Source organism: Pseudomonas sp. ES3-33, assembly GCF_000952175.1.
In the GTDB taxonomy this organism is placed as follows: domain Bacteria; phylum Pseudomonadota; class Gammaproteobacteria; order Pseudomonadales; family Pseudomonadaceae; genus Aquipseudomonas; species Aquipseudomonas gregormendelii.
Map to the genome: position 1 here is coordinate 1 of NZ_JZRI01000004.1, position 24,206 is coordinate 24,206.

The window sequence follows — 24,206 nt, forward strand, 5'->3', positions numbered from 1 at the left end:
GCCCCCAAGCAGATCATCTGTGCCGCGATGCGCAAGCTGCTGCATTTCGTTTACGGCGTGCTCAAGTCGGGCCAACCATATGACCCGAAACTTGCGCTTGCTCAGTGAGGTTCAAGACGGTATCTACAAGTAGGGCATTAAGCGGATCAAAAGATCGCAGCCCACGGCAGCTCCTACAGGTGAAGCGTTAAGCGAGCATAGGCCATAAACAAAACGGCCCCGCCAATTCACATGGGCGGGGCCGTTTTTGTTACATCAAAGGTTACTGAGCATCTTCCGTCGGAGCTTTCTCATCGTGAGACAAGCTGTAGACGTAAGCGGCCAGCAGGTGAACCTTGTCGTTGCCTTGCAGCTGTTCCTGGGCAGGCATCTGGCCCTGGCGGCCGTAACGGATGGTCTGCTGCAGTTGGGCGAAGCTCGAACCGTAGATGAACGCGCCCGGGTGGGTCAGGTCAGGTGCACCCATTGCCGGGGTACCTTTACCGGCCGGACCGTGGCACGCCACGCAGTTGGCCGCGAACAACTTCTGCCCGGCAGCCGGGTCAGCCTTGGCGCCTTCCGGCAGCTTGCGACCATCGAGGTTGGTCAGCACGTAGGCAGCCACGTCCGCCACGCCTTGCTCGCCAATCACTTCAGCCCACGCCGGCATCACCGCGTGACGACCGCCCATGATGGTGGTCTTGATGGTTTCGGGCTCGCCGCCCCAGCGCCAGTCGGCGTCGGTCAGGTTCGGGAAGCCGTAGGCGCCCTTGGCGTCGGAACCGTGGCACACCGAGCAGTTGGAGGCGAACAGGCGGCCACCCATTTTCAGTGCTTGCGGATCCTTGGCCACTTCTTCGATTGGCATGGAAGCGAACTTGGCGAAGATCGGGCCGAAACGCGCGTCCGACTTGGCCATTTCCTTTTCCCACTCGTGCACGCCGGTCCAGCCGGTCTGGCCGTTGGCGAACGCGGTCTGCTTTTCGTTATCCAGGTAGTTGTAACCTGGCAGCAGGCCTTTCCAGTTGCCCAGGCCCGGGTAGAGCACCAGGTAGCCGAGGGCGAAGATGATGGTGCCCACGAACAGCATGAACCACCATTTCGGCAGCGGGTTGTCGTACTCCTCGATCCCGTCGAAGGAGTGTCCAACCGTTTCTTCCGTCTGCTCGGCGCGCTGGCCCTTGCGGGTGGACAGCAGCAGCCAGGTCAGGGCGAAGATGGTGCCCAGACTGAGGACTGTGACGTACAGACTCCAGAACGTAGTCATTCTTTGTTACTCCTAGAAGCTTGCTCGACGTGCTTGATGGCTTCGGGATCATCCGCGAAAGGCAGCAAGGTAGCGTCTTCAAACTCCGACTTGCGCTTGGGGCTGAACACCCACAGCGCCAGACCGATGAAGGCCACCATCACGACAACGGTGCCCAGGCCACGAATCATCCCGATATCCATCTAAATCACCGTTTGCTTTTGATGATGGTGCCCAGGCCTTGCAGATAGGCCACCAGCGCGTCCATTTCGGTTTTGCCCTTCACAGCATCCTTGGCACCGGCGATGTCTTCGTCGGTGTAAGGGACGCCGAGCGTGCGCAAGACTTCCATTTTCTTGGCGGTGTCTTTGCCGTCGAGCTTGTTTTCCACGAGGAACGGGTAGGCCGGCATTTTCGACTCGGGCACTACGTTGCGCGGGTTGTACAAATGCGCACGCTGCCAGTCATCGGAGTAACGACCGCCAACACGGGCCAGGTCCGGGCCGGTACGCTTGGAACCCCACAGGAACGGGTGGTCCCAGACGCTTTCACCGGCGACCGAGTAGTGGCCGTAGCGTTCGGTTTCAGCACGGAACGGGCGGATCATCTGCGAGTGGCAGCCGACACAACCGTTGGCGATGTACACGTCGCGGCCTTCCAGTTCAAGGGCGGTACGCGGCTTCATGCCTTCTACCGGCTTGTTGGTGACGTCCTGGAAAAACAGCGGAACGATCTGGGTCAAGCCGCCGATACTGACGGCGATAACCATGAAGAAGGCCAGCAGGCCAATATTCTTCTCGACTGCTTCATGCTTCATCAGTGAGCTCCAACTACAGCAATCTGTTCGGCAGCTTCGGCTTCAGCCGGGTTCGAGGCACGTACGGTACGCCATACGTTGTAGGCCATGAACAGCATGCCGCTGGCGAAGAACGCACCGCCCAGGGCGCGAACGATGAAGCCCGGGTGGCTGGCTTGCAGCGCTTCGACGAAGGAATAGGTGAGGGTGCCGTCGTCGTTGATTGCACGCCACATCAGGCCCTGGGTGATGCCGTTGACCCACATCGATGCGATGTAGAGCACGGTACCGATGGTCGCGAGCCAGAAGTGCGCGTTGATCAGGCCGATGCTGTGCATCTGCACACGACCGAACAGTTTCGGGATCATGTGGTAGATCGCGCCGATCGAAATCATCGCCACCCAGCCCAATGCACCGGCGTGTACGTGGCCGATGGTCCAGTCGGTGTAGTGCGACAGCGAGTTCACGGTCTTGATGGCCATCATCGGGCCTTCGAAGGTCGACATGCCGTAGAACGCCAGGGAGACCACCAGGAACCGCAGGATCGGGTCGGTGCGCAGCTTATGCCAGGCGCCCGACAGGGTCATCATGCCGTTGATCATGCCGCCCCAGCTCGGAGCCAGCAGGATGATCGACATCGCCATGCCCAGGGACTGAGCCCAGTCCGGCAGAGCGGTGTAGTGCAGGTGGTGCGGGCCGGCCCAGATGTACAGGGTGATCAGCGCCCAGAAGTGCACGATGGACAAGCGATAGGAGTAGATCGGACGCTCGGCCTGCTTCGGAACGAAGTAGTACATCATCCCCAGGAAGCCGGTGGTCAGGAAGAAGCCCACCGCGTTGTGACCGTACCACCACTGGATCATCGCATCCGTTGCACCGGCGTAGGCCGAGTAGGACTTGAAGAAGCTGACCGGCAGGGAAGCGTGGTTGACGATGTGCAGCATCGCCGTCACGACGATGAAGGCACCGTAGAACCAGTTGCCCACATAGATGTGCTTGGTCTTGCGCTTGGTGATGGTGCCGAAGAACACCAGTCCGTAGGTGACCCAGACGATGGCCAGCAGAATAGCCAAAGGCCATTCCAGCTCAGCGTATTCCTTGGTGGTGGTGTAACCCAGCGGCAAGGTAACGATGGCGCCGACGATCACCGCTTGCCAACCCCAGAAGGTGAAGGCGGCGAGGCTGTCGGAAATCAGTCGCGTTTGGCAGGTTCGCTGCACGACGTAATAAGAAGTGGCAAACAGTGCACAACCACCGAAGGCGAAAATCACCAGGTTGGTGTGCAACGGGCGAAGGCGTCCAAAGCTCGTCCATGGCAGACCGAAGTTTAATTCCGGCCATACCAGTTGCGAGGCGATGAAGACACCAAGCCCCATGCCAAGGATCCCCCAGACCACCGTCATGATGGCGAACTGGCGGACTACCTTATAGTTATAAGCAGTCGGACTGATTGCTGTGCTCATTCTAAGGTTCCACGGTTTGGGTGTTTTATTAGGAGTAAAAATCGGCCGCAAGTATGTAGAAAGCGGGGGGTCATTGCAACGCGCCATGACCTGGGTCAATGCTTTCAAAAGCTGATTCTGCGGCCTTTCCATGCGCCGCGTAAGGACAAAATTGCCCATGGACAAAATGTCGCAGCAGACGAAAGAGCCGAGGGGGTCAGGTCAGATGTAACGGGGTGTGTTCAAACACAACGATCAGGTGACAGGAGGCGATTTGCGCGACAGCCGGTATCTACCAGCCTTTGCGGCCTGTCATCGAGCACATTCGTCGAACGCATCGCGTCGGGTCGACCTGGAACCGGCTCATGCCAGTCCGCATCTGGGCAAGCTTAGACCCGAATTCGGGGAACCGAAAGGCGTACTAAGGAAGGGTGCGACACTTGGTCGCAAAGGAGCAGGGAACTGCCGCATGCAGGCGAATGCGGCAGTAGAGCGGTCGAGAGCTATTCGCGTTTGCCTTCAGCCTGCAAACGATCGGTATTCAAACCGTGGGACAGGCTGTACACATAAGCCGCCAACAGTTGCACCTTATCGTTGCCCAGCAGCTCATTCTGCGCCGGCATGTGACCCTGGCGACCATGACGAATCGTTTGCTCGAGCTGCGTCAGGCTGGTGCCGTAGATAAAGCCGGCCGGGTGCGTCAGGTTCGGCGCGCCCATGGCCTCGGTGCCCTGGCCATTCGCGCCGTGACAGGCCGTGCAGGTGGTGCTGAACGCTTGCTGGCCGGCTTGCAGGTCGGCCTTGGTATCCGCTGGCAACGGCAGCCCTGCCAAGTCGTGACGCACGTAGGCGGCCACGTTCTTCACGCCGGCTTCACCGAGGATTTCGCCCCAGGCCGGCATCGCCGCCATGCGACCGCCCATGATCGTGGTCTTGATCATCTCGGCATCGCCGCCCCAGCGCCAGTTGCTGTCGGCGAGGTTGGGGAAGCCGAACGCGCCCTTGGCATCCGAGCCGTGGCACACCGAGCAATTGGAGGCGAACAGGCGGCCACCCATCTTCAGCGCTTGCGGGTCATTAGCCACTTCTTCCACGGGCATCGACGCGAATTTGGCGTAGATCGGCCCAAACTTCGCGTCAGCCTTGTTCATCTCCCTTTCCCACTCGTGCACGCCGGTCCAGCCATCTTCATAGCCGGGCAGGATGCCTTTCCAGTTGCCCAGGCCCGGGTACAGCACCAGGTAACCGACGGCAAACACCAACGTGCCGGCGAACAGCATGAACCACCACTGCGGCAACGGGTTGTCGTACTCCTCGATGCCGTCGAAGCTGTGGCCCATGGTCTGGTCGACGCTGCCCTTGGTCTCGCCCTTGCGGGTGCCGATCAGCAGCCAGGTCAGGCCGATCAGGCTGCCGATGGTCAGTACGCAGATCCACGTACTCCAGAAAGTGGTCATGACCGGGTACTCCTTGTTGTTGCAGGTTCTGGGGGGCTGTCAGGTTGCGGCTCGTCGGCGAACGGCAGCAGGCGCGCTTCGGCGAATTCCGGATTGCGCTTGGTGTTGAACACCCACAGCGTCAGGCCGACGAAGGCCACGAACACCACGACCGTGCCCAGGCCGCGGATCATTCCAGTGCTCATCTCAAACATCACTCACCTCTTGCTCTTGATGGCAGTGCCGAGCACTTGCAGGTAAGAAACCAGGGCGTCCATCTCGGTCTTGCCCTTGAGGCTGGCCACCGCGCCGCTGACGTCGTCATCGGTGTACGGCACGCCGAGGGTGCGCATGGTGCGGATCTTGGTTTCGGTATGGCTGCTGTCCACCGCCTGCGTGACCAGCCATGGGTAGGCCGGCATCTTCGACTCGGGCACCACGTTGCGCGGGTTGTACAAATGCGCGCGATGCCAGTCATCCGAGTAGCGGGCGCCGACCCGGGCCAAGTCCGGTCCGGTACGCTTGGAACCCCACAGGAACGGGTGATCCCACACGCTCTCGCCGGCCACCGAGTAGTGCCCGTAGCGTTCGGTTTCGGCGCGGAACGGCCGGATCATCTGCGAATGGCAACCCACGCAACCTTCCCGAATGTAGATGTCGCGCCCTTCCAGCTGCAGCGCGGTGTAGGGCTTCATGCCTTCCACCGGCTTGTTGGTCACGTCCTGGAAGAACAGCGGCACGATCTGGGTCAGGCCGCCGATACTCACGGCCAGCACCATCAACAGCATGAGCAGGCCGACGTTTTTCTCGATTGTTTCGTGTTTCATCGCGGACTCCTCAGGCGATCTGCGCGGCAGTGGCGACGTCGGCAGGCTGCGAGGCCCGTACGGTGCGCCAGGTGTTGTAAGCCATCAGGAACATGCCGCTCAGGAAGATCGCGCCGCCTACCAGGCGCACGACGAAGCCTGGGTGGCTGGCCACCAGGGTTTCGACGAAGGAGTAGGTCAGCGTGCCGTCTTCGTTGATAGCGCGCCACATCAGGCCCTGGGCAATGCCGTTGACCCACATGGAGGCGATGTACAGCACGGTGCCGATGGTCGCGAGCCAGAAGTGCGCGTTGATCAGGCCGATGCTGTGCATCTGCGCACGACCGAAGATTTTCGGGATCATGTGATACAGCGCGCCGATGGAAATCATCGCCACCCAGCCGAGTGCACCGGCGTGTACGTGGCCAATGGTCCAGTCGGTGTAGTGGGAGAGGGCGTTGACGGTCTTGATCGCCATCATCGGACCTTCAAAGGTCGACATGCCGTAGAACGCCAGCGAGACGACCAGGAAGCGCAGGATCGGATCGCTGCGCAACTTATGCCAGGCGCCCGACAGGGTCATCATGCCGTTGATCATCCCGCCCCAGCTTGGAGCCAGCAGAATCAGCGACATCACCATGCCCAGCGACTGCGCCCAGTCCGGCAGCGCGGTGTAGTGCAAGTGGTGCGGACCTGCCCAGATGTACAGGGTGATCAGCGCCCAGAAGTGCACGATCGACAGGCGATAGGAATACACCGGCCGCTCGGCCTGCTTGGGCACGAAGTAATACATCATGCCAAGGAAGCCGGCCGTGAGGAAAAAGCCCACCGCGTTGTGGCCGTACCACCACTGCACCATCGCATCGGTCGCACCGGCATACACCGAATAGGACTTGGTGAAACTCACCGGCAGCTCAAGGTTGTTAACGATGTGCAGAATCGCCACGGTGATGATGAACGCACCGAAGAACCAGTTGCCGACGTAGATGTGCTTGGTCTTGCGCTGCATGATCGTGCCGAAGAACACCACGGCGTAGGCGACCCAGACGATGGTGATCAGAATGTCGATCGGCCATTCCAGCTCGGCGTATTCCTTGGAACTGGTGTAACCCAGCGGCAGGCTGATCGCCGCCAGCAGGATCACCACTTGCCAGCCCCAGAAACAGAACGCGGCAATTTTTGGCGCAAACAACTGCGTCTGGCAGGTGCGTTGCACCGAATAAAACGAACTGGCGAACAGGGCACAACCGCCGAAGGCGAAGATCACCGCGTTGGTGTGCAAAGGGCGCAGGCGCCCGAAGCTGGTCCACGGCAAATCGAAGTTAAGCTCGGGCCACACCAATTGGGCCGCGAGAAAAACCCCGAGCCCCATGCCGACGATGCCCCACACCACCGTCATAATGGCGAATTGGCGGACCACCTTGTAGTTGTAGGCGGTACTGATAGAAGTGTTCATGGTTCCCCATCCACGGTTCAGCCGAAGTGAGCACGCGTGCGACAAGGCAGCGCGTCCTTCGCCTGGAGTTATAGGCAGACTAAAAGCGAGGCAAGCATGGACAAAGAGCACAAGGCCAGTATTGACGGGGATCAATGGGCGCGGTGTGTGCAGGATCACGGATGGTTATGGGATGCCGCTGTAGGGCCGGCATCTGCGACGTTGATCCTCGCCCATGGCGCCGGTGCGCCGATGGACAGCGCCTGGATGAACGACATGGCGGCGCGCCTTGCTGCACTTGGGGTCAACGTGCTGCGCTTCGAGTTTCCGTACATGGCGCAACGGCGTATCGACGGCGGCAAACGCCCACCGAATCCGGCGCCGAAACTGCTGGAATGCTGGCGGGAGGTGTATGCCCTGGTGCGACCCCATGTCGCCGGGAAACTGGCCATCGGCGGCAAGTCCATGGGCGGGCGGATGGCCAGTTTGCTGGCGGATGAACTGGGCGCGGATGCGCTGGTGTGCCTGGGGTATCCGTTCTACGCAGTGGGCAAGCCGGAGAAACCGCGGGTGGAACACCTGGCCGGCTTGAAGACCCGTACGCTGATTGTGCAGGGCGAGCGGGATGCGCTGGGGAATCGGGAGGTTGTCGAAGGGTACCAATTGTCATCGAGCATCGAGGTGTTCTGGCTGGTGGCGGGGGATCATGACCTCAAGCCCCTGAAAGCCTCCGGCTTTACCCACGAACAACACCTGGCCGCTGCTGCGCAGAAGGTTGCCGATTTCCTTCAGTGACATTTGCGGTGGCTGCAGGGCCTCATCGCGGGCAAGCCCGCTCCCACAGGTTTTGTGCAGCAACAAAAAACCCGGAAGCTACCCGGGTTTCTGCTCATACACGCCCCCGTAGGAGCTGCCGAAGGCTGCGATCTTTTGATCTTGATCTGAATCTAACCCTCAACCCTACCGATTAAACCGCTCAACCAACGAATACTGCGTACTCGCCGTCTTCGTCAGCTCTTCACTCAACAACGCCGAATGCTGCGCCTGCTCCGACGTCTGATCCGCCAGCTGCGAAATATTGCTGATATTGCGACTGATCTCCTCAGCCACAGCACTCTGTTCCTCAGTCGCCGCCGCAATCTGCGTCGTCATGTCAGTAATATTGGCCACCGCCTCACTGATCCCCACCAACGCCTGATCCGCCTCCAGCACCCGCGCCACACCTTCCTCGGCCTGACGATGCCCGGCTTCCATGGTCTGCACGGCGGTACTGGCCGTCTGCTGCAGCTTGGCGATCAGCGCATGAATCTGCCCGGTGGACTCACTGGTCCGCTGCGCCAGTTGCCGCACCTCATCCGCCACCACCGCAAAGCCACGACCCATCTCACCGGCACGGGCCGCTTCGATCGCCGCGTTCAGCGCCAGCAGGTTGGTCTGGTCCGCGATACCCTTGATCACGTCCACCACACCACCAATCTCGTCACTGTCCTTGGCCAGTTGGGTCACGGTCATCCCGGTTTCCCCAACCACCACCGACAGGCGCTGAATGGCATCACGGGTTTCCCCGGCAATGGTACGACCACGCCCCGTCAGGCGATTGGCTTCCTGGGTGGCATCCGCCGTGCGCTGCACATGGCTGGCCACTTCCTGGGTTGTCGCCGCCATCTGGTTCACCGCAGTCGCCACCTGCTCGGTCTCAACCCGCTGACGCTCAAGGCCAGTCGAACTGTTGTGCGCCAGGGTGTCGGACTGCCTGGCCTGATCGGTCAGATGCTCGGCAGTGTCCTGCAAACGGGTCAGGCAGGTCTTCAGACGCGCTTCCTGACTCAGAATCGACATCTCCAACCGCGCCTGTGCGCCACGGCTGTCGGTGTACATCTGCGCAATCAACGGATCGGAGGTGGTCTGCTCAGCCAAACGCAACAAGCGCTTCAAGCCGCGCTGCTGCCAGCTCAAGCCCATCAGGCCCAACGGCACCGAAAGCCCGGCGGCAAGGGCAAAGCCCCAGTGCGAAGTCAGCGTGGCGCCAATCATGAAACTCAACTGGCTCACCAGAATAAACGGCAACCAATCCTGCACAACCGGCAGCCACTTATCACTGGCAGGAACCGCCGACTTGCCCTGGTTAAGCCGCTGATACAACGCCTCGGCACGACGGATCTGCTCAGCAGTCGGCTTGACCCGCACCGACTCGTAACCGATCACCTGATTGCCTTCGAAGATCGGCGTCACATAGGCGTTAACCCAATAGTGATCACCGCTCTTGCAGCGATTCTTGACGATGCCCATCCAGGGCTGACCCTGCTTGAGCGTGCCCCACATATGCGCGAACACCGCCGATGGCACGTCAGGATGACGAACCAGATTGTGCGGCGCACGGATCAGTTCCTCACGCGAAAACCCGCTGATCTCGACAAAGTCGTCGTTACAGTAGGAAATCACGCCCTTGGCATCGGTCGTGGAAATCAACCGCTGCTGAGCCGGGAAGGTCCGCTCGCGTTGAGTGATGGGCTGGTTATTACGCATGGCATATTCAATCCGTGAGGCTTTCACAGGGTTTCGGCGGCGCCAGGGATTTGTTGAATTTTTTTATTGCCCATGGCCCGCAAAGACGGCCTGACAGCCACCAGATCCCGCGAAATGAAACAAAGCCCCCCTGTAGGAGCTGCCGAAGGCTGCGATCTTTTGACCTTGATTTTCAAGAAACGAAGATCAAAAGATCGCAGCCTGCGGCAGCTCCTACATTGACTTCATGATCAATAAGAAAGTTGAGAGTGAAGACCAAGTTTAATCATTGGCTGAATATTTTAGCCTCACGCTTAGCTTGAGCATTTAATACAGCCCGCAAAGCACTGCCTGTGCGAGGAAACTGCAAAAGAACAAAGTATCAGAAAGTTCTGTAGGAAAACTTAACCGCTGTATGTAGGAATGTTCCTGTTGTCTCCAGCGGCATTGTTTCAAGGGGTAGCGAGTGCCAATCACAGTGTTACTTTAGTCCCCCTCGTTTATTACCCGGTTCTCCAAGTTGCCCTCATTACTGTCGAGGGCGCAATTCCTTACGTGCGTTTCGTTTATTTATATAAGCGTTATCAGCAGCACTATGGCCGCGCCCGTTACCAATCCCGGCGATCAGGACATTATCCGTGATCGCCAGAATCGCTTATTGCAAGAGCAGCGCCAGCGGCTGGAAGAGCTCAAGGCGTTGCCCGGCAGCCCGAGCATGCCAGACGCACCGGCCATGCCCGCTGATTCCCGTTGCTTTGCCATCGACACGATCAACATCGAGGGCGCCCAGCACCTGCCCGCCGGCGCGCGTTCGCGCCTGCTCAAACCCTACCTCGGCCAATGCCTGGACGTGGCCCGGCTCAACGAGCTGCTCAAGGTCATCACCGAGTATTACCTGTCCAGCGGGCTGGTCACCAGTCGCGCCTATTTGCCACAACAGGACCTGTCCAGCGGCCACCTGAGAGTGCTCGTGGTCGAAGGCACGCTTGAAGGCCTGGACCGCGCAGAGGACAGCGGGCTGTCGGCGCGTGAATTGGCCATGGCGTTTCCCGGCGCCGATGGCGAGCTGTTGAACCTGCGTCAGATCGAGCAACTGGTCGACCAGCTCAACCGGTTGCCATCGAACCAGGCCCGCATGGAACTGGCGCCGGGCGCGCAGGTGGGCGGCACCCGGGTAAGGGTGGAGAACACTGCGCAGAAACCCTGGCGCGCCAGCGTGTCGCGCAACAACGACGGGCAAAAATCCACCGGTGAACAGCAATGGGGCACCGCCCTGGAATGGGACAGCCCCCTGGGCCTGGCCGATCAACTGGTGCTGCGCGGTGGCCACGATGCCGTCAGCGACCGACGCAAGACCTCGCAAAACGCCATGCTCTATTACAGCCTGCCCTGGGGTTGGTGGAACTTCAGCTACAGCTATAGCCAGAGCGATTACCGCTCGCAGGTCCAGGCCAATGGTTTCAACTTCAAGCAGTCCGGCGACAGCCAGCACCACCTGCTGCGCGCAGAACGGGTGATCCATCGCGACGCTTTAAGCAAAACCTCGATGAGCCTCGGTGTCGCGCACCTGCGCACCAACGCCTACATCGAGGACAGTCGCCTGGACCTGAGCAGCAATCGGCTGAGCGAGCTGCAGTGGGGCATCAACCACGGTCGCCGGGTCGCCAGCGCCTTCATCAACTTCGACCTGGGCCTACAGCAGGGCATCGGCGCCTTCGACGCGCAAAGCGCAGGGCATCCCGGCCCCGGTGAACCCGAGGCGCGTTTTCGCAAGTACACCGCCACCGCCAGTTACCTGCAGCCTTTCACCCTGGGGGGCGAGTCCCTGAGTTTCACCAGCCTGGTCACCGGCCAGCACACCGACGATGTGTTGTTCAGCGCGCAACGCATCAGCCTCGGCGGCGCGTCCTCGCTGCGCGGTTTCAAGGACCAGCAACTGAGCGGTGACAGCGGTGCCTACTGGCGCAACGACCTGCGCTGGGCACGCCCGCTGACCGTGGCCTGGTTGCGCCCGGCCCTGGCCGAATACGGCGCCAGCCTGGGCTACGACCAAGGCGTAATTACCCACGACCGTTACAACGGTGATCAGCACGGGCGCCTCTCCAGCCATTCGCTGGAGCTGTTTGCCCGCGGCCAGCACCTGTCTGCCGGCGTGACCTTCGCCCACTCCCTGAAACGCCCGGCCGCGATGACGGAGCGTGAAGCGCCGATCTACTTTCGCCTGGACTTCTTCCTGTAACCCTATTGCCGACAACGCCCTGTTGCATCGAGATTGATATGCCGACCCGTCCCTTCGCCCACCGGGCCCACCAGCCTTCTGCCGCCCCTGCAAGCCCTGAACGCTTCTGCGGCCTGCCCAAGCGCGGCCTGGCGCTGATCCTGGCCAATGCGCTGTTCTGGCAGCCGCTGCTGGTGCAGGCCGATGGCATTGTGGTCAGCGGCCCCGGCACCTCACTGGGCCAGGCCGGCAATGGCGTGCCCATCGTCAACATCGCCGCGCCCAATGCGAGTGGCCTGTCGCACAATCAGTTCAGCGACTACAACGTCGGCGCCAACGGGGTGATCCTCAACAACGCCACGACGCGCACCCAGGCCACGCAACTGGGCGGGATCATTCTCGGCAACCCGAACCTGCAGGGCTCGGCGGCCAGCACCATTCTCAACGAAGTCAACGGCGGTAATCCGAGCCACCTGCGCGGGTATACCGAAGTCGCGGGGCCATCGGCGCGCGTCATCGTCGCCAACCCTTATGGCATCAGTTGCAACGGCTGCGGCTTCATCAACACCCCACGTGCCACCCTTACCACCGGCACCCCGATCCTGAACAACGGACGCCTCGATCACTTTCAGGTCGATGGCGGCAGCGTGAGCATCGAGGGTGCGGGGCTGAATGCCGGCAACGTGGACAGCTTCGAGATCATCACCCGCACGGCCAGGCTCAATGCGCAGATCAACGCCCGCAACCTGACCCTGATCGCGGGCCGCAACGACGTTGACGCACAGACCCTCAATGCCACGGCGCGTGCCGACGACGGCAGCGTCAAGCCACAGCTGGCCATTGACTCCACCGCGCTGGGTGGCATGTACGCCGGCGCCATCAAACTGGTGGGCACCGAAGCCGGTGTCGGGGTTCGGTTAGCCGGCAACCTGGCCGCCAGCGGTGGCGATATCCAGATCGATGCCAATGGTCATCTGACCCTGGCCCAGGCGGCGTCCAGCCAAGGCATCAGCGTCAAGGCGGCGAGCCTGGATGCGCAAGGTCCGGTCTATGCCGGCACCACCCTGGAGGTTAAAACCAACGGCGCCTCAAGCAACCGGCAAAGCCTGGCTGCCCGTGATCGCATCAGCCTGAGCGCCGGTGGCCAGCTGACCAACAGCGGCATCATCGAGGCCGGCGTCAATGCCGACAACAGCCGCAACAGCGTCGGCGATATCAGCCTCAGTGCGCAGAACGTGCGCAACAGCGGTAGCGTGACGGCCAGTCGCAACCTCGACGCGGGCGTCAGCCAAACCCTGGATAACCGTGGCGGCACGCTGAGTGCGCAAAACGGCGTGCAGGTCACTGCCTCGACGCTGGACAACCGTGAGCAGGGTCGGGTGCTCAGCCACAACAGCCTCACCCTGCACGCGGACCAAGTGCTCAACCAACAGGGCCTGATCAACAGTCGCGGCTCGCTCGAGGCGCAGGTGGGTCACCTGGATAACAGCGCGGGTGAGTTCTCCAGCGCTGCAGCGGCCGTCCTTAATGTGGCATCCCTCGACAACGTCGCCGGCCTGATCATGGCCGGGCAGGACCTTCGCCTCACCGCCAGCGGCGCGATCAATAACCGTAACGGTCAATTGGGTGCAAACCAGGCGTTGAGCCTCTCGGGCAGCACCCTGGATAACCGCCAGAATGGACGGGTCAGCGCTACCGGCGATCTTGACCTCAGCGTTACGCACCTGGACAACCAGGGCGGTGAACTGATCGCCCAGGGTAACCTGAACCTGAGCGGCACCTCGCTCGATAACCGCCACAACGGCTTGCTCGGCGCGGCCAACGTGCTGACCGTCCAGGTCGATACGGTGGATAACCGAGGCGGGGAGCTTTCCAGCTCGGCAGCGCTGAACCTGAGCGGCCAGCAACTGAACAACAGTGACGGCGGCAAGGTGCTGGCCGGCACCGACCTGAGCCTTGGCGTCGCACACTTGCTTAACCAAAACCAGGGCTTGCTGCAGGCCAAGGGCAATGTCTCATTGGCCGGTCAGACCCTGGACAACGGCGGCGGGACGGTCAGCGCCTTGTCGGCAGTGGATATCCGCCTCGACGCTGCCCTGACCAATTTCGGCGGTTCAATCAGCAGCGAAGGCGCACTGACGGTGAGCGCCGCGAGCCTGACCAATCGCCAGGGCAGCCTGTCCAGTGCCGGTCCACTTAGCCTGACCAGCCTAGGTGTGGTCGACAACCAGGGTGGTCAACTGGTCGCCGATGCCAGCCTCAGCCTGCACAGCGCCAGCCTGGATAATCGCCAGCGCGGCAACATCAGTGGCAAAGGCCCTGTGCGCCTCGACACGGGCGCGTTCGATAACAGCCACGGCGGGCGCCTGACCAGCAGCGATACCCTTGAACTGACGGCCGCCCAGCTGACCAACCAGGACACAGGCCGCATCGCCAGCGACCAGGCTTTGAGCGCCAACGTCACCGGCCTGGACCAACAAGGCGGCCTGTTGTTCAGCAACAGCGCGCTGAGCCTGAACCTCAATCGCGGCCAGTTGAACAACCAGAACGGCCTGATCAGCGCACCGCTGCTGATACTCAGCCACCTCAACGAAGTGAACAACCAGGGCGGGGAAATCTCCAGTGCCCAAGCCTTTACCTTCGCCGCCAACAGCCTGGACAACCGCGACGGCAGACTGCTGAGCAACCAGGCACTGACCGTGCGCGTGGAGCAGGCGCTGGGCAACCTCAAAGGCCTGATCGCCGCGTCGGCCCTCCACGTGCGGGCCGCTAGCGTCAACAACCAGGGCGGTACCCTGACCAGTCGCGACACCCTCGACCTGAGCGTCGACGGCCTGCTGGACAACCAGGCTCACGGCCTGATCAACGCCACCCGGCGCCTCAATATCCAGACCGTCGCGCTGAACAACCAAACCGGCGGATCGCTGCTGGGCAGCGCCATCGCCCTGGATTTCGGCGCGGCGGGCGGCGACCTGAACAACGCCGGTGGCCTGATCACCACCGCTGGTGCGCTGGGCATCCACCACCTGCGCGACCTGAACAACCAAGGCGGCGAGATCTCCAGCGAGCAAAGCTTCTCACTCGCCGGCCGCCACCTCGATAACCACAACGGCAAGCTCATCAGCAGCCAGTACCTGACGCTCGACGGCCTTGGCGTGACCAACCAGAACGGCTTGATTTCCGGCTGGGAAGGGCTGGCCGTCAATGCCAGCAACCTGGACAACCGCAATAACGGCACGCTCTCCAGCCGCAACGGTAACCTCGACGTAGCCGTCAAAAACGCCTTGCTCAACAGCGATGCCGGCGCCTTGGTCAGTCAGCACAACCTGACCGTCAAAGCCGGCAGCCTCGACAACCGCAACGGCGGAATCCTCTCCAGCGCCGCCGCTCAGGCGCTGACCGTCGACGCTGAGTTGAACAACAGCCAGGGCGGCCAGATCGACAGCGGTGCTGCCCTGACCGTACAGGCTTCAACCCTCAACAACCGCAGTGGAGTCATCAGTGCCGCGCAGGCCCTGGGCATCACCGCCGACGCGCTGGATAACAGCAGCGCCAGCCTGATCGGCAACAACGCCGTCACCCTCAACCTGCTCGGCGCCCTGACCAATACCCAGGGCAAACTCGCCAGCGCCGGGCCTTTGCGCCTGAGCGCCACACAGGTAGACAACCAGGGCGGCCAACTCGCCAGCCAAGGGCTGTTCACCCTCCTGACGGGCGGCCTGGACAACCGCCAGCGTGGCACAGTCGCCGCCAACGACCTGCTGACGCTGACCGCCACGGGCGTGGTGCAAAACGACGCCGACGGCCTGATCTACAGCCAGCACGGCGATGTGCAGCTGCAAGCCGCACGCCTGAGCAACGGCCAAGGCACCCTGCAAAGCCAGGGCGTGCTGACCCTGGACGTTGCCGGTGATATCGACAACCAGCAAGGTCGTATCCTCGCCCAGCACGGTGACCTTAACCTCAACGCCGGCAACCTCGATAACCGCGGCGGCGTCCTGGCCAGCCTGCACGCCACACTGACCGCCACCCTCAGCGGTTGGCTGCAAAACGGCATCCACCTGATCAGCGGCCAGGGCGGCACCACCCAGGCCGAGCGCCTGAACCTGACGACGGCCAGTATCGACAACCAGGGCGGGCGCCTTGCCGCTCAATCGGGCGATGTGCTCCTCAACACCGGCCACTTCGATAACCGCAGTGGCGGCCTTTACGCCGCACAACGCCTCAGCGTCAACGGCGCCGACCTGGACAACCGCGCAGGGCAGATCGCCGCTCAACAGATCGACTTCAGCCTGGCCGGTGCCCTGAGTAATGCCCAAGGCATCCTCGAGAGCGACAGCACCCTCAACATCGCCGCCGCCCACCTGGACAACCAGGGCGGTCAACTGCGCGCCCTCGGCACCCAAGGCGCCAGCCGTTTCCAAATCGCGGGCCTGCTGGACAACCGCCACGGCACCCTGGAAAGCGCCAACACCGACCTGAGCCTGGGCCTGGGCGGTTTCCTCAACACCGGCGGCACCGTGCTGCACGTCGGCAACGGCACCTTCGATATCGCCACCGCCAACGTCATCAATGCCGGCGGCGACCTCATCACCCGGGGCGGCCTGACCCTCACGGCCGACCAGTGGACCAACAGCAGCGTCATCCAGGCCGGGCGCCTGAGCGTCAACGTCAACGACTTCACCCAGAGCGCCAGCGGCCAGTTGCTGGCCGCCGACAGCCTGATCGGCACCGGCGTGAACTGGCGCAACGACGGCCTGATCGCCAGCGACGGCAGCCTGGACCTGGGCCTGAGCGGCCTCTACACCGGCAAGGGTCGCCTCAGCAGCCGAGGTGACTTAATCCTGAGCACCGGGCAATTGAACCTGCCTGAAGTCGCGAGCATCGCCAGCGGCGGCGACAGCCTGATCACCGTCGCCGGCGTGCTGAACAACTACGGTCGCCTGACCTCCAGCGCCGACCTCATGCTGCACGCAGGCGCCGTGAACAACTACGGCACCCTGGGCAGCGGCCAAGACCTCACCCTCACCACGGCAGCGTTGCTCAATGATCACGGCCTGATCTTCAGTGGCTGGGACATGGGCCTGCGCGTCGCATCGCTCACCAACAGCTACGCCAGCCTCTACAGCCTGGGCGACCTGGACATCGACCGTGACGGCGACGGTGGTTGGGCCTCCAGCATCGTCAACAGCTCCGGCCTGATGCAGAGCGACGGCCGCATGAGCCTGGCCGCCAGCACCATCAAAAACATTCGTGCGCTGCTGACGGTCTCTGACGAGGGCATCTACACCGCCAAAATCGAACAAATCCCCTGCATCGAAGGCGTCAACGCCGGTGACTGCGGCGGCAAGCAAAACCGCGTCTGGGAAATCGTGCAGCGCGAAAAACTGCAAGTCACCGCCGCCAGTGCCGCGTCGAGCATCACCGCCGGTGGCGACCTGATTCTTAACGGCGGCGACCTGCTCAACCACAGCAGCACCCTGGCCACCAGCGGCAATCTGAGCGCCACGCTGAACAACCTGACCAACACCGGCGTGCAGACCTCCGATACCGAAACCGTGCGCGTGTTTCGTACCCAACGCGCCAGCAATGGCAGCGGCTGGGTCAACATGGCCCAGGCGTTCACCGACCGTTACTGGCTGCACGGCAACGGCTACGACGCCGGCAACCTCGGCGGCCTGGCGGCGGCCATGAGCCAGTTCATCGGCACCACCGAAGCTGAACTGCCGCAGTTTGGTCGCGTGACCCAACTGAGCACCGGTGACCAACGCTACGCCGCGATCATCCAGGCCGGCGGCAACGTCAACATCACCACCCAGAACGACTTCGACAACAGCGTGGTGCGGGCCGGCTTCGAGTACGTCGGCAGTGGCCCGAGCACCAATACCAGCGCCCCGGGCAACGCATTTTCCACCCGCGTGACCCTTAACCAGCAACTGCCCCCGGACCTGGCACAACAGCAAATCAACCCACTGGCGCTGCCAGGGTTCGAATTGCCCACCGGGCAGAACGGCTTGTTCCGCCTCAGTGGCCAGGGCAGTACCCAGGGCGACACCGGCCCGCACAGCTGGAACCTCAGCGAGGCCAGCGTCGGTGCGGCCGAGCGGCAACACGCCATACCCGGCACCGAGGGGCGCGACATCAGCCCCGACCCGTCCGGCAACCAGGGCATGGCCGGCGCGGTCAATGTGGCCAAGGTCCAGGGCCTGCCTGGCAACACCGGGCAATCCCAGCCGCATAAATACCTGATCGAAACCAACCCGGCACTCACCGACCTCAAGCAATTCATGAGCTCGGACTGCCTGCTCAGCCAACTCGGCTACAACCCCGACGACAGCGCCAAGCGCCTGGGCGACGGCTTCTACGAGCAGCAGCTGATCCAGCAAGCCGTGGTCGCCCACACCGGCCAGCGCTATCTCGACGGCTTGACCTCCGACGAAGACATGTTCCGCTACCTGATGGACAACGCCATCGCCAGCAAGGACTCGCTGATGCTGTCGCTGGGCGTCAGCCTCACCGCCGAGCAAGTAGCGGCCCTGACCCACGACATCGTCTGGCTGGAAACCGCGATCGTCGACGGCCAGCAAGTCATGGTCCCCGTGCTGTACCTGGCCCAGTCCGACAACCGCCTGGCCGCCAACGGCGCGCTGGTCCAGGGCCAGGACGTCAGCCTGATCGCTGGCCACAACCTCGACAACGCCGGCACCCTCAAGGCCACCGGCAACCTCGCCGCCATGGCTGGCAATAACCTGGTCAACAGCGGCCTGGTGCAGGCCGGCAATCGCCTCGACCTGCTCGCCGGCAACGACCTCACCAACCAGGCCGGCGGCATCATCAAGGGCCGCGACGTCAGCCTGACTAGCCTCACCGGCGACATCAGCAACGAACGCACCGTCACCAGCCACGACAGCAGCAACGGCTTCAACACCCAGCACCGCGACTTCGTCGACAATGCCGCACGCATCGAAGCCGCCAACGACCTCACCATCACCGCAGGCCGCGACTTCAACAACCTCGGCGGCGTCCTGCAAAGCGGCCGCGACACCAGCATCAGCGCCGGCCGCGACGTCACCCTCGGCTCGGCCACACAACTCAACAGCAACGAACACGGCAGCAAAAACCGCGACCTCGCCGTCACCCAACACAGCGCCAGCCTCGAAGCAGGCCGCGACCTGTCCATCAACGCCGGCCACGACCTCGCCATCGTCGCCAGCCAACTGGACGCCCAGCGCGACCTCGCCCTCAACGCCGGCAATAACCTCACCCTGGCCGCTGCTGCCAACGAAGACCACAGCTACAGCAAAACCCACAAAGTCGAAGCCCAGGAAGACCACGTCAGCCAGGTCGGTACCAGCCTCAACGCCGGCGGCAACGTCACCCTCGGCGCCGGCCAGGACCTCACGCTGATCGCCAGCACCGTCACCGCCGGCCAGGAAGCCTACCTGGTCGCCGGCGGCAACCTGCAACTGCTCGCCGCCCAAGACAGCGACTACTCCCTGTACGACAAGGAAAAGAAGGGCGGTTGGGGCAGCAAGGAAACCCAGCGTGACGAAGTCACCGACATCAAGAACATCGGCAGCCAAATCAACACCGGCGGCGACCTGACGCTGGTCAGCGGCGGAGATCAGCTGTACCAGGGCGCCAAGCTCGACAGCGGCAACGACCTGACCCTGCAAAGTGGCGGCAGCATCACCTTCGAAGCCGTCAAGGACATGCACCAGGAGAGCCACGAAAAGAGCAAAGGCGACCTGGCCTGGAACTCCGCCTCAGGCAAAGGCAACACCGATGAAACCCTGCGCCAGAGCCAATTGGTCGCACAAGGGCAGATGGCGATCAATGCCGCGAACGGGTTGAACATCGACCTCAAGGCCATCGACCAGAAGTCGGTAGGCGAGACCATTGATGCCATGGTGCAGGCCGACCCGAACCTGGCTTGGCTCAAGGATGCGGAGCAGCGTGGGGATGTGGATTGGCGTTTGGTCCAGGAAATCCACGACGCCTATCAGTACAGCAACTCGGGACTGGGCGTTGGCGCACAACTGGCGATCGCCATCCTGATGGCGGCCTTTGTCGGCCCTGCTGCCATGTCGGCATTGGGCGGTACTGGCGCAGTGGCCGCAGGTGGGGCAGCCATCGCCACAAGCGCGGCAACCAACGCCACCGTCAGCTTCATCAACAACGGCGGCAACCTGGGCGCCGTGTTCAAAGACGTCACCTCCAGCGATGCCCTCAAGGGCTACGCCATTTCCGGCCTCACGGCCGGCATGACCGCGGGCTACTTCAACGAATGGACCGGTACCACCACCAATCCGGTGACCGGCAAGATCACAACCGATCTCGGGACATGGGGAAACGTCGGCCGATTCGCCGCCAATCAGGGCCTGCAAAACGGCACCTCGCTGGCGCTGAACAAGATCATGGGGCAGGGCGGAGATCTGGGCAGCGCTTTGCAAAACACGCTGTTCAACACCTTGGCGGCTGCGAGCTTCAATGCGGCAGGAGATGCCACACACGGCCTCTTCCCTGACGGCAGTCCGCCAAAAGTCTTGATTCACGCCATGGTCGGTGGCCTGTTGGCGCAAGTCAGCGGCGGCGACTTCAAGACCGGCGCCCTGGCGGCGGGCGCCAACGAAGCCTTAGTCGTCCAGCTCGATAGGTTGGTAGGTGGAAACGAAAACCTGCTGAGCATGACCTCGCAACTGGTGGGTGTGCTCGCGGCGGCAACGCAGCGGGATGCGGATGGCGAAAGCCTGCAAACCGGTGCGTGGGTGGCGCAGAACGCTACGCAGTACAACTACCTGAATCACAAAGAAGTCGTAGAAATGCTGCGAGAGGTCGACGGTCAGTCGACTGAAGAGGGTAAGAACAGGGTTCGGGAGCATTACGCCGAGCTTGATGAAAACAGAAACAAAGAGTTGAGCTCGCTCTGTCAAAGCGATCCGACGGGTTGTGACGCGTTGTCGACGCAACTTTTGAAGGATGATCCAAAGCTCAGGGCCCTGGCAAACGATCTGAAAGCCCGTGGCGAATACAATCAAGCCGCCATCGTAGGCGTACTCATCACCAACAGTAATATTGCTGCTGGTTCTGAAATCGCTACCGAACTCGCAGCCGCTAGAGATGGTGACGATTCCAGATTTTCTACTGCTTTTGCTGGAGCAATGCTGGGTACCGTGCTTGGGGGGATGCGGCCTGGTGGTATCGGTGGTGCAAAAGCGGCGGGTGCCTCGCTGGACAACGTGGCTAGTACCATCCATGCTGGCCAGCAAGGCAAGCATATTTTGGGGCATAACAATTTTCTTCCCGGACGCAGCCATCTTAATGAGGGGATCAATCCTCAAAAACTGTTGAATGGTGCTCATGCGGGAGAGTTTCCTGTCGTAGGTTATGGTTCAAGAGGTCAGCCAATAGTTGATTTTGGCAAAAATATTGGTGTTGATGGCACGTCAGGCTTGGCGACAAGATACGGAACAATACATTCAGGTAAAAACGGAGCCCATATTGTTCCAACAAATCCTACTACTGTCGGAGCGAAACCATGAAAGCTTTCCCTGATTGGTTAGTTTTATGTGTTTGGCGTGCTCTGATTGGTGAGATATATCCTGCAATAAGGGCGATTGCTATTTCACTGTCAGATGATGGGGTATTACTTGTTCGTTACTATCTTGATAGGTCGCCTACAGACTTTGACTGGGAAAGCTTAGAGGTTGTTGCCACAAATATTTCAGCCTCAATTGGGCAAGACAAAATTTCTCATGTGAATTTAGATTGTAAGTTTGTACTTGGTTCAATAGGGCGTCTTGAGTGTCTTGATGGCTTCATCTACTGTCGCCGAGAATATGACCTGTAGGTTAAAAAGAGACGCCTGCCGTTAAATGGAGTGTCCAAGAGAAGCACTTTCCAGGTCATAATTCGCACACGCCAAGCTGTAGTGTTTTGACAAGTGACCCCTGCAAGCTTGCCGTAAGTGCTGGAACTGGACAACAGGTCGGTAATATTCCAATGGGATGCCAGGCTCCAAAAAGGATAAATTTTGGTGGGGCTATAGGGCGTATATAGATGGAGCAGGCGTGGCAACACCTACAGCGAATGGAATAATTCACTACTCTAAGGATGGTATCCATATTGTGCCAGCGAGGCCGTGAATGATGTGCTCTCTTGATAATGCTATCGTGATGGCCCGGCTAAGTATTCAAAAGGCATTGCTAGGGGAAGTTTCAGGAAACCTTCGTGCTGTTGTTTTTTCAGTTTCGGAATTGTTTTTGAGTGTTAGATTCTATTTCGACGGGGAAATTGATGACGATGCTTTTGAGTCTGCCTCCTGCGTTGAAACTGAGGTACTTGCTGATTACGAAGAGGACTGGACGGTTACAGTGAAATGTTTTCGGCTAGATGCCACGGAGCCGATATTTGATGATGGGGTTTGGGTATTCAGGCGACGTGAAGTTCAAGTGATTAAGTTGGTGCAAAAGGGTAGGCTTCGGTTTCGGCAGGCTTAGCAGCTACAAACAATGCGCCGCTGGGGTTAGGTTCGACAGGGTGGACTGTTAAGCCGGCTACGTATACTTCGGGGCAGTGGGGTTACAGCTATTGATGATTTTAAGTTTAAGTGAGTAAGACCATGCTAGCTAAATGCAAATATAGTCTTGGTGAAGCTATTCCACCATCGAAGCGGTATTTGGGTGAAGTTGATGAAGCTGATTACTCTCCGTTAACGATGGGTAAAAATTTTTTGGTGTACGCTTTATCGTTTATTTTTGATCGGGTGGATTATTTATTGCGGGCTCCTGACCAGCCACCTTTCTGGGCTCCTAGCAACCTGTTTGACTTGATAGACTCTCAAATCCCATCAGGGTGGGAGTTCTGTATTACTCAGTCGAGCGCTGACTATAGGGTTCTGTTCGATGTTTTCGGAATACACTCTATTTTAGGGTATTCGTTGTTGGTTAATGAGTATCAGCATTATGTAGGGATTGTTGAACGCGAGCCAAGAGAGGTGCTGAAATTTATGGAGAGCACTCTAGTTCGTAAGGAGACCTGATTTTGTAGCTTGTTGGTGCAAAAGGCGGATGTGCCGTAGCGGATGATTTCTTTGCAGGCACGAAATACACAGATAAAGTATTGGGTCAGATCAATCAATTATCGACTATTCAAACCGACCTCGGTGGAGTGATCTATGAGTATTATATGGTCGGAGCAAATTGATTCTATTCTAAATCGAGGTATATTCCTAGACCGTTGGGGGGTGCGGAATTGGGCCCTGGCTCGTGATGACGCTTTACATGCTATTTATGAACTCCAGGCTCTCGGGATCGCGATTCTTGGAGGAGATGTATATCAATTGGTTGGCGAGAATGCAGAGCAGACGTACGACAGTTGGCACTGCGATCAAGGCCCCGATGAGTCTGATTCAGTTTTTCTGAAGCGCAGTTCAGATAAGGCAAAGAGTTATATTCTTAGCTGCTTGATGCCGAAGGTGCTTTTTTCGCTAGTGCCTAAAGTATGATGCGGGAAGAGTTGCTCAGGTTAAGAGTGGGTCCAAAGCAACCGGCGAGGTAGCTGCTACCGTGCCGCGGACTGTTCTAGCAGGTCCGGCAGGTAACTGAAAAGTTAATTCACGCAGAGGCTGTCATTTAGACTCAAACATCTGCTCCAAGACAAATAGCACTGTAAATCTGCGAGTAAAGCCAGATGGGAAATACGAGTTTGATACATTGCTTCAAGAGGAGTTATCTAAATCTTAATGTGGGTCGGGAGCGGCTGTGCTGATAAATGAGGTGTTGCGCGATGTCAGATTTCGCTCATTTGTTATGAGCGGAAATTTGGTTTGTGAGTTTTTGGTGTTGTTTTTTAAGTTGTCGAGCTCTGGGTGGGTGTCACTAACAATTAGCGAGGGGGTGTCAAGGTTTGTAAGGTTAGATTCGGATCCGGAATTGCAGGATTTGTCTGAAATAAATGATGAGTTTGCGTACCCGATTAAGTCGTCGAATGGGTTGGATAAGTATCTAGGTTTGGAAGTTTTGTCGGTGCATGAGTACAGGGTTGGTGATATTGATGAGGGTTGTGTTGGAGTGTATCTGGATTTTGGAAGTTTAGGCCTTAGCGTGATTAATTCTAACGAGTGTCTATCAGTGGTAGATGATGTAGTTAAATTTTCTGATAGTAAAATCTCGCTTTTTAAAGTGAGGGTCTAGTTATCTCAGAAGAGAGCATGCTGGTGGAGAACGGCGTTCTAATGGCGGGCAGAGCTATTTGGAAAGTAAGTTTCTTGTCAGTTGCTCAAACTCATAACTATCGGAGGTCGCTGTGCTTACGGCTGCGTCCCTGTCTCTTATACACATCT

The 24,206-nt window shown here is 59.9% G+C and carries 17 protein-coding genes and 1 pseudogene; 9 read left to right on the plus strand and 9 right to left on the minus strand.

Features of this window, described 5'->3' with window-relative positions; genetic code table 11:
- Positions 1–108: pseudogene (locus tag UB23_RS30030) on the plus strand (IS110 family transposase); the annotation flags it as partial.
- A gap of 154 nt (positions 109–262) precedes the next feature.
- On the opposite strand, the gene ccoP (UB23_RS00410) reads toward UB23_RS30030, so the two are convergent.
- The 8 genes from ccoP (UB23_RS00410) to ccoN (UB23_RS00445) form a co-directional block, all read right to left on the minus strand.
- Positions 263–1,246 (minus strand): cytochrome-c oxidase, cbb3-type subunit III, encoded by a 984-nt coding sequence (gene ccoP / locus UB23_RS00410; protein WP_045057421.1) that lies wholly within the window; start codon positions 1,244–1,246, stop codon positions 263–265.
- The gene (locus UB23_RS00415; RefSeq protein ID WP_003175465.1) at positions 1,243–1,428 is read right to left on the minus strand and encodes a CcoQ/FixQ family Cbb3-type cytochrome c oxidase assembly chaperone; all 186 of its coding nucleotides are present in this window, start codon (positions 1,426–1,428) and stop codon (positions 1,243–1,245) included. The genes ccoP (UB23_RS00410) and UB23_RS00415 overlap by 4 nt, the downstream gene beginning before the upstream one ends.
- Before the next feature lie 5 nt (positions 1,429–1,433).
- Positions 1,434–2,042 (minus strand): cytochrome-c oxidase, cbb3-type subunit II, encoded by a 609-nt coding sequence (gene ccoO, locus UB23_RS00420; protein ID WP_009042961.1) that lies wholly within the window; start codon positions 2,040–2,042, stop codon positions 1,434–1,436.
- The gene (gene ccoN / locus UB23_RS00425; protein ID WP_045057422.1) at positions 2,042–3,484 is read right to left on the minus strand and encodes a cytochrome-c oxidase, cbb3-type subunit I; all 1,443 of its coding nucleotides are present in this window, start codon (positions 3,482–3,484) and stop codon (positions 2,042–2,044) included. Before ccoN (UB23_RS00425) ends, ccoO (UB23_RS00420) begins: the two co-directional genes overlap by 1 nt.
- Before the next feature lie 482 nt (positions 3,485–3,966).
- Positions 3,967–4,920, minus strand: coding sequence for a cytochrome-c oxidase, cbb3-type subunit III (ccoP, locus tag UB23_RS00430; protein WP_045057423.1), 954 nt, complete (start codon positions 4,918–4,920; stop codon positions 3,967–3,969).
- Positions 4,917–5,117, minus strand: coding sequence for a cbb3-type cytochrome oxidase subunit 3 (locus UB23_RS00435; RefSeq protein WP_045057424.1), 201 nt, complete (start codon positions 5,115–5,117; stop codon positions 4,917–4,919). The genes ccoP (UB23_RS00430) and UB23_RS00435 overlap by 4 nt, the downstream gene beginning before the upstream one ends.
- A complete protein-coding gene (gene ccoO / locus UB23_RS00440) occupies positions 5,118–5,726 on the minus strand; it encodes a cytochrome-c oxidase, cbb3-type subunit II (protein WP_045057425.1) in 609 nt (202 codons plus the stop codon).
- A 10-nt stretch (positions 5,727–5,736) separates the two neighbouring features.
- On the minus strand, positions 5,737–7,161 hold the full coding sequence (gene ccoN / locus UB23_RS00445; RefSeq protein WP_045057426.1) for a cytochrome-c oxidase, cbb3-type subunit I: 1,425 nt from the start codon (positions 7,159–7,161) through the stop codon (positions 5,737–5,739).
- A 96-nt stretch (positions 7,162–7,257) separates the two neighbouring features.
- Here ccoN (UB23_RS00445) and UB23_RS00450 point away from each other — a divergent pair, with 96 nt between their 5' ends.
- Positions 7,258–7,935: an alpha/beta family hydrolase gene (locus tag UB23_RS00450; RefSeq protein WP_045057427.1), complete on the plus strand. Its 678-nt coding sequence runs from the start codon at positions 7,258–7,260 to the stop codon at positions 7,933–7,935.
- Between the two features lie 165 nt (positions 7,936–8,100).
- Here the strand turns inward: UB23_RS00450 and UB23_RS00455 are convergent, their stop codons facing one another.
- Entirely contained in the window at positions 8,101–9,666 is a 1,566-nt protein-coding gene (locus UB23_RS00455; protein ID WP_045057428.1) for a methyl-accepting chemotaxis protein, read from the minus strand.
- Between the two features lie 574 nt (positions 9,667–10,240).
- Between UB23_RS00455 and UB23_RS00460 the strand changes: the two genes are divergently transcribed.
- From UB23_RS00460 to imm40, 7 genes are all read left to right on the plus strand, one after another.
- Positions 10,241–11,884, plus strand: a complete 1,644-nt coding sequence (locus UB23_RS00460) for a ShlB/FhaC/HecB family hemolysin secretion/activation protein (protein ID WP_082069095.1) — start codon at positions 10,241–10,243, stop codon at positions 11,882–11,884.
- 38 nt (positions 11,885–11,922) lie between these two features.
- The gene (locus UB23_RS00465) at positions 11,923–21,405 is read left to right on the plus strand and encodes a two-partner secretion domain-containing protein (protein WP_052672950.1); all 9,483 of its coding nucleotides are present in this window, start codon (positions 11,923–11,925) and stop codon (positions 21,403–21,405) included.
- Complete coding sequence (locus UB23_RS28120; RefSeq protein ID WP_082069096.1) at positions 21,402–21,713, plus strand: colicin; 312 nt, start codon at positions 21,402–21,404, stop codon at positions 21,711–21,713. Before UB23_RS00465 ends, UB23_RS28120 begins: the two co-directional genes overlap by 4 nt.
- Before the next feature lie 157 nt (positions 21,714–21,870).
- Complete coding sequence (locus UB23_RS30625; RefSeq protein ID WP_082069097.1) at positions 21,871–22,008, plus strand: polymorphic toxin type 50 domain-containing protein; 138 nt, start codon at positions 21,871–21,873, stop codon at positions 22,006–22,008.
- Positions 22,009–22,362 carry a hypothetical protein gene (locus tag UB23_RS00470; protein ID WP_052672951.1) on the plus strand — a complete coding sequence of 118 codons (354 nt, stop codon included), beginning with the start codon at positions 22,009–22,011 and terminating at the stop codon, positions 22,360–22,362. It abuts the gene before it with no gap.
- Positions 22,363–22,472: 110 nt separating this feature from the next.
- The gene (locus UB23_RS00475; protein WP_152644216.1) at positions 22,473–22,904 is read left to right on the plus strand and encodes a hypothetical protein; all 432 of its coding nucleotides are present in this window, start codon (positions 22,473–22,475) and stop codon (positions 22,902–22,904) included.
- A gap of 135 nt (positions 22,905–23,039) precedes the next feature.
- Positions 23,040–23,369 carry an Imm40 family immunity protein gene (gene imm40 / locus UB23_RS00480; RefSeq protein ID WP_045057431.1) on the plus strand — a complete coding sequence of 110 codons (330 nt, stop codon included), beginning with the start codon at positions 23,040–23,042 and terminating at the stop codon, positions 23,367–23,369.
- Positions 23,370–24,206 lie beyond the last annotated feature (837 nt).

Bases quoted from the DNA above. Each gene is read 5' to 3' on its own strand.
- ccoP (WP_045057421.1), bottom strand. From the start codon at position 1,246: ATGACTACGTTCTGGAGTCTGTACGTCACAGTCCTCAGTCTGGGCACC.
- UB23_RS00415 (WP_003175465.1), bottom strand. From the start codon at position 1,428: ATGGATATCGGGATGATTCGTGGCCTGGGCACCGTTGTCGTGATGGTG.
- ccoO (WP_009042961.1), bottom strand. From the start codon at position 2,042: ATGAAGCATGAAGCAGTCGAGAAGAATATTGGCCTGCTGGCCTTCTTC.
- ccoN (WP_045057422.1), bottom strand. From the start codon at position 3,484: ATGAGCACAGCAATCAGTCCGACTGCTTATAACTATAAGGTAGTCCGC.
- ccoP (WP_045057423.1), bottom strand. From the start codon at position 4,920: ATGACCACTTTCTGGAGTACGTGGATCTGCGTACTGACCATCGGCAGC.
- ccoO (WP_045057425.1), bottom strand. From the start codon at position 5,726: ATGAAACACGAAACAATCGAGAAAAACGTCGGCCTGCTCATGCTGTTG.
- ccoN (WP_045057426.1), bottom strand. From the start codon at position 7,161: ATGAACACTTCTATCAGTACCGCCTACAACTACAAGGTGGTCCGCCAA.
- UB23_RS00450 (WP_045057427.1), top strand. From the start codon at position 7,258: ATGGACAAAGAGCACAAGGCCAGTATTGACGGGGATCAATGGGCGCGG.
- UB23_RS00455 (WP_045057428.1), bottom strand. From the start codon at position 9,666: ATGCGTAATAACCAGCCCATCACTCAACGCGAGCGGACCTTCCCGGCT.
- UB23_RS00460 (WP_082069095.1), top strand. From the start codon at position 10,241: ATGGCCGCGCCCGTTACCAATCCCGGCGATCAGGACATTATCCGTGAT.
- UB23_RS00465 (WP_052672950.1), top strand. From the start codon at position 11,923: ATGCCGACCCGTCCCTTCGCCCACCGGGCCCACCAGCCTTCTGCCGCC.
- UB23_RS28120 (WP_082069096.1), top strand. From the start codon at position 21,402: ATGAAAGCTTTCCCTGATTGGTTAGTTTTATGTGTTTGGCGTGCTCTG.
- UB23_RS30625 (WP_082069097.1), top strand. From the start codon at position 21,871: ATGCCAGGCTCCAAAAAGGATAAATTTTGGTGGGGCTATAGGGCGTAT.
- UB23_RS00470 (WP_052672951.1), top strand. From the start codon at position 22,009: ATGATGTGCTCTCTTGATAATGCTATCGTGATGGCCCGGCTAAGTATT.
- imm40 (WP_045057431.1), top strand. From the start codon at position 23,040: ATGAGTATTATATGGTCGGAGCAAATTGATTCTATTCTAAATCGAGGT.